Origin of the sequence: Oligoflexus sp., from assembly GCF_035638955.1 — a bacterium.
Classification (GTDB): domain Bacteria; phylum Bdellovibrionota_B; class Oligoflexia; order Oligoflexales; family Oligoflexaceae; genus Oligoflexus.
This window is the reverse complement of sequence record NZ_DASQYZ010000359.1, coordinates 1-4,654: the sequence shown is the minus strand read 5'-3', so window position 1 is coordinate 4,654 and position 4,654 is coordinate 1. Positions and strand designations below refer to the sequence as shown.

The following is a 4,654-nucleotide window of genomic DNA, read 5'->3' as shown; positions in this document are numbered from 1 at the left end:
CTGAAAGTCGAGAGATCAGACGGGCCCGCACCAGATCTTTTTTAACAGAACTGAGATGGATGCCAGACAGGGCCAGGATTCTTCTCTGAAAGAACGAGAAATCATCATCATCAATATCTGGCATTCCACTCAAAGTCATTGTGCACTCATTCTCTGTTAAGCAGCTTCGTCAAAGCCTTCGTGCTGGGCATTGGGAACACCATCGGCGGATCCTGGAGCTTTCTTACGTGTTTTTCCCGCAAGCTGCGTTGGCTTTCTCTTGGCTGCTGCGGTATGGGGACGATGAACGGCATGAGGCTGCTGATAGACCATACCGACCTGAGCCCTCCCGTTGATCAGCTGCATCAATTCCATTGCCGAAGCGCGTAGGGTTTCAGCCTGCTGTGACAGTTGCTCGGCGGCAGATGCCGACTGCTGCGATGCCGACGCGTTCTGCTGGGTTACTTGATCCAGCTGAGTCATGGCGCGAGTGATCTCATTGATCCCGCGAGACTGTTCCTGACAGGCGCTGGCGATTTCACCGGCCATGCCGTTGACGTCGCCTACACTGACCACCAGTTCGTCCAGTACATCACCGCAACGCTTGCCGACGTTAATACCGACTTCAACTTTTTGTTTCGAGGTCGTGATCATGCGCTCGACGCGCTCCAGGCTCTGTTCCAGCATATCGCTGATTTCACGAGCGGCGTTACCGCTCATTTGCGCCAGGTTGCCAACTTCTTCGGCAACCACGGCGAAGCCTTTGCCATGTTCCCCAGCACGGGCGGCTTCCACCGAAGCGTTGAAAGAAAGGAGCTGGGTCTTGAAGACGATGTCATCGATGACCTTGGTCTTGTTAGCGATCTGGCCGATAACCTTCACCACTTCACTGATTTCTTTGTTGGCAGCATCGATACTATTCATGGCGTCCAGCATTTCGCTGATGACATGCTTGCCTTTGTCAACCGACTGCTGACCGCTGCGTGCTGTTTCCGACGAACGGTTGGCGTTGTCCGAGTTCTGCTTGATCATACTGCTCATCTCTTCGATGGATGAGGCCGTTTCCTGCAGAGATGAGGCCTGCTCCGTAGCACTGGCTGACAATTGCTCGCTGGTCGACGAGATTTCACTGGCGGCGGAGGTGACTTCGTCGGCGCCGGACGAAAGCTGGTCAGAGACCCGTAGCATGGTTTTGGTAATGGATGTGGAGATGAAGAGACCCAGCACGAATGAGATAATAACACCAACCGTGACAAGTGAGAGTACCATTATGGTAGCCGACGAAGCTGCGCTGTCCGCTGATTTTGACCACTTGTCTGCTTCCCTGGACTGGAAATCCTTTAAGCGGTCCATGGCTTCACGATACGGCACGCGAACCGTATCATAGGTATAAGCAAATTCATCGCGCTTCTTCAAGCTCTCGGGGTCGTTCGTACGTGACATCTCAAGAACGCGCTTACTAAACTCAATGACTTTGGCAAGGCTTTGATCCACCGGCTGGTAAAGACTGTCTTCCCCATCTACAAATGGGATGGCCAGATAGGCTTTCTTACCCGCGTCGATATCTGACAAGGCCTGGGCTAAAAAAGCTTCTTCTGTTCTGAGCTGATCGACAGTTAAATTTGAGTTCGTAAGGCGACCGATCATAATGTTAAGGCGGCGCGTCGCATCCAATACGTTCGAAACGGCAATGTAATTGCCCATATTGTTTTTGACAACATGGTCGTAGCGAAACACAACTTCATTCAAGCGGAAATACGATATCCCACCCACAAACGCCAGGATGGTCGCACAAAAACTAAAAGCTCCAATCAACTTGGCCTTCAAACTCCACGAATTAAACATACCCTCTATCCTTCCCTTCCGCTTAGGCGGCTTGTTGTGTTTTCTGTGTATGAATCAGGTTCAGATCTTCAACATTCAAAGCCTTGGACACATCCAGCAGCAGGATCAGCTTTTTATCGCGATGCGCCACGCCCGTGATGTAATCCAGATTCTCGGTCGTCTCCATGGTGGGACGCTCGTTGATTTCGTCTTCCGTCAAGGCCAACACACGATTCACAGCGCTGACGGCGATGCCCAGACAGAAGCCATCGAAATCAAGAATGATCACGGCAGTCTTTTTCTCCAGCTCCTGCTTCACATTCTTGAGCTTGAGCCGCAGGTCGATGATCGAGATGACCTGCCCCCGCAGATTCATGATGCCAAGATAATAAGTTGGCGTGTGCGGGACGGGCGTGATGTCGGGTACCTCGATGACCTCTTTGACCTTAAGCAGAGGAACGGAATATTCCTCGCTGCCCAAAGCAAAGATAAGATGCCGATCAGCACCCTTCTTTGTGTTGGCGTTCACGGACTGAGACGAACTCATGCAGACCTCCCTTTGGCTATTTCTTCAAGATCCAGAATCAGAGCAGCCTTTCCGTCGCCGAGGATCGCGCTCCCACTGACACCACTGATCTTCTTCAAATCCTTCCCAAGCTGCTTAATGACCACCTGCTGTTGGCTCACCACCATATCAGCGGCAAAAGCAAATTCCCGTTGATTGACCCGTGATACGATCACCACGCCACGGCGTTTGGTAGCATGGGATGGGCGTCCCAATACCTTGCCCAAATGATACAGAGGCAGCGTTTTACCCCGAATATCAAACACTTCATCCTCACGCCCAAAGGCATGCAGCTCGGCACCGGTGACTTCAAAAATCTCATGCACCTGCGTGAGCGGCACAACATAGCGTTCCGTCTCATTCAGACCAATGATCATGCCGTCGATGATGGCCAGGGTCAGGGGCAGGAAGATGCGAAAACAGGTGCCATGACCCGGTTGGTTATCCAACTGGATTTCGCCCTTGAGCTTGATGATATTGGTTTTGACCACATCCAGGCCGACGCCTCGACCCGAGATGTCGGTGACCTGACTTTTGGTGGAAAAACCGGGATAGAAAATCAGCTGCCAGGCTTCCTTATCCTCGAGCGTGGCATCCTCAGCCAGGACGCCTCGTTTCTTCGCAATACGGATCAGGTTGGCTGCATCAAGGCCCCGGCCATCATCTCTAATTTCGATGACGAGCTTGCCGCTTTGGTGATAGGCCGAGAGCCAGACATTGCCCTGCGCGCTCTTACCGACCTTAAGGCGCTCTTCTGGCAACTCAATGCCATGATCCACCGCATTTCGAATCAGATGCACCAGCGGGTCACCCAGATTATCCAAAACGGTTTTATCCAGGCCAGTGGCCTCGCCGGCAATGTGGAGATTGACGTCTTTGCCGAGTTTCTTGGATGTGTCTCGCAAAATACGCTGCATTTTCTGAAATGTCTGATTCAGAGGCACCATACGTAGACCCATGGACGAGTCCTGGATCTGCCTCGTAATTTTACCCAGTTGGTCTATGGTTTTTTGAATGAGAGGCGAGCTGACCAGATGCTTCTGCTGTTTCAGAACGGTTTGTAGAATGACGAGTTCACCAATGTCATTGATAAGACCGTCGACGTGAGTCAAATGAATGCGGATCGAGTCATCCTTAAGCACGGCCGTACTTGCAAAATCTGGTATGGCTTCAGTCGCCGCTTTGGTTGACGCCGGCGGGTCGTCTATGAAAATCGCAAACCCATTGTGAACCTCCATCTTCGGCATAGACGACGGGACGGCCGCATTGACTTCTCGTACGCGCTCAAGCAGGGATTGGTATGGCACTTGAGCGGAATCGTCTTTGCTGAGGGTCGCGATCCATACTGTAAGAAGGTCATTGCAGCGAAGAAAAATATCAACAATGGGAGCATCTATTTTCAGCTCCTTGTTTCGAACCTTAAGAAACAAGGATTCCAGTTCATGCATGAAGTGGCCAAGGTCGGCAAAGCCAACTGCATTGGCACTGCCTTTGATATTGTGAGCCAGGCGGAAGATACAGTCGATCAACCCTGAATCGTTAGGGTTGGATTCCAGAAGCAGAAAGGATTGTTCAGCGTCCAGTAGAAGCTGGGACGCTTCTTCCAGAAACGTAGCCTTCAGCTTCTTTTCTGCGTCATCCATAATACTCCTCATACCCCAATGACAGCGCATTTTTAATTTGTTTAAAATCTCGACGGCGTTTGAAACCGCTTAAGCCGCCCTTGTCATTTATTTGACGAGCCAATGCCGTTGGGAAGTGATATCGAGGCATTGAGACCCATGACGCTTGAAAGCAGGGGATTTTAAAAGAATTGCCTTATGCCGTTTGTAGAGGTTTTGTCGAGATTCGATTTCAGCTGAAACAACCTGATTTGGTGAATTGCATTTCGCTTTGCGTTACTTTCAGGTAGGGTTCTTTATGAAAACTATATATTTGTAACCGAGGCCAACCCCTGCGGGCTCGCACTTCTCAATCATTTACAATCTATTTCGCGACTCGAAGCACCCGCTCGGGGATTGTCCAACGAGGGCTATGGAACTGTTTTCATGAATGATTCAAAATACAGCTTAAAAGCTGTCTGTAAATTAACCGGCCTCCGAACTACCACTTTGCATGCGTGGGAAAAACGCTATGGCGCCGTAACACCTCTGCGAACCGAAACCAATCATCGTGTCTATACAACGGCTGATGTCGAGAAACTCCGCCTGCTCGTAACAGCCAAGGATCTCGGGCAATCTATTAGTCAAATGGCCCAGCTCTCCCTCGCCCAGCTGAAAAAAATAG

General features: G+C 50.8%; 4 protein-coding genes and 1 pseudogene. 1 reads left to right on the top strand and 4 read right to left on the bottom strand.

Features of this window, described 5'->3' with window-relative positions:
- The 4 genes and pseudogenes from VE954_RS44525 to VE954_RS31580 all read right to left on the bottom strand — a co-directional run.
- Window positions 1-124: pseudogene (locus VE954_RS44525) on the bottom strand (SAM-dependent methyltransferase); the annotation flags it as partial.
- A 32-nt stretch (window positions 125-156) separates the two neighbouring features.
- Window positions 157-1,824 (bottom strand): methyl-accepting chemotaxis protein, encoded by a 1,668-nt coding sequence (locus VE954_RS31590; protein ID WP_324960515.1) that lies wholly within the window; start codon window positions 1,822-1,824, stop codon window positions 157-159.
- A gap of 22 nt (window positions 1,825-1,846) precedes the next feature.
- Window positions 1,847-2,350: a chemotaxis protein CheW gene (locus VE954_RS31585; RefSeq protein ID WP_324960513.1), complete on the bottom strand. Its 504-nt coding sequence runs from the start codon at window positions 2,348-2,350 to the stop codon at window positions 1,847-1,849.
- The gene (locus tag VE954_RS31580) at window positions 2,347-4,011 is read right to left on the bottom strand and encodes a chemotaxis protein CheA (RefSeq protein ID WP_324960511.1); all 1,665 of its coding nucleotides are present in this window, start codon (window positions 4,009-4,011) and stop codon (window positions 2,347-2,349) included. Before VE954_RS31580 ends, VE954_RS31585 begins: the two co-directional genes overlap by 4 nt.
- Before the next feature lie 405 nt (window positions 4,012-4,416).
- On the opposite strand from VE954_RS31580, the gene VE954_RS31575 reads away from it, so the two are divergent.
- Window positions 4,417-4,654, top strand: a 238-nt coding sequence (locus VE954_RS31575; protein WP_324960509.1) for a MerR family transcriptional regulator, incomplete at its 3' end; no start/stop codon positions are given.

Bases quoted from the DNA above. Each gene is read 5' to 3' on its own strand.
- VE954_RS31590 (WP_324960515.1), bottom strand. From the start codon at position 1,824: ATGTTTAATTCGTGGAGTTTGAAGGCCAAGTTGATTGGAGCTTTTAGT.
- VE954_RS31585 (WP_324960513.1), bottom strand. From the start codon at position 2,350: ATGAGTTCGTCTCAGTCCGTGAACGCCAACACAAAGAAGGGTGCTGAT.
- VE954_RS31580 (WP_324960511.1), bottom strand. From the start codon at position 4,011: ATGGATGACGCAGAAAAGAAGCTGAAGGCTACGTTTCTGGAAGAAGCG.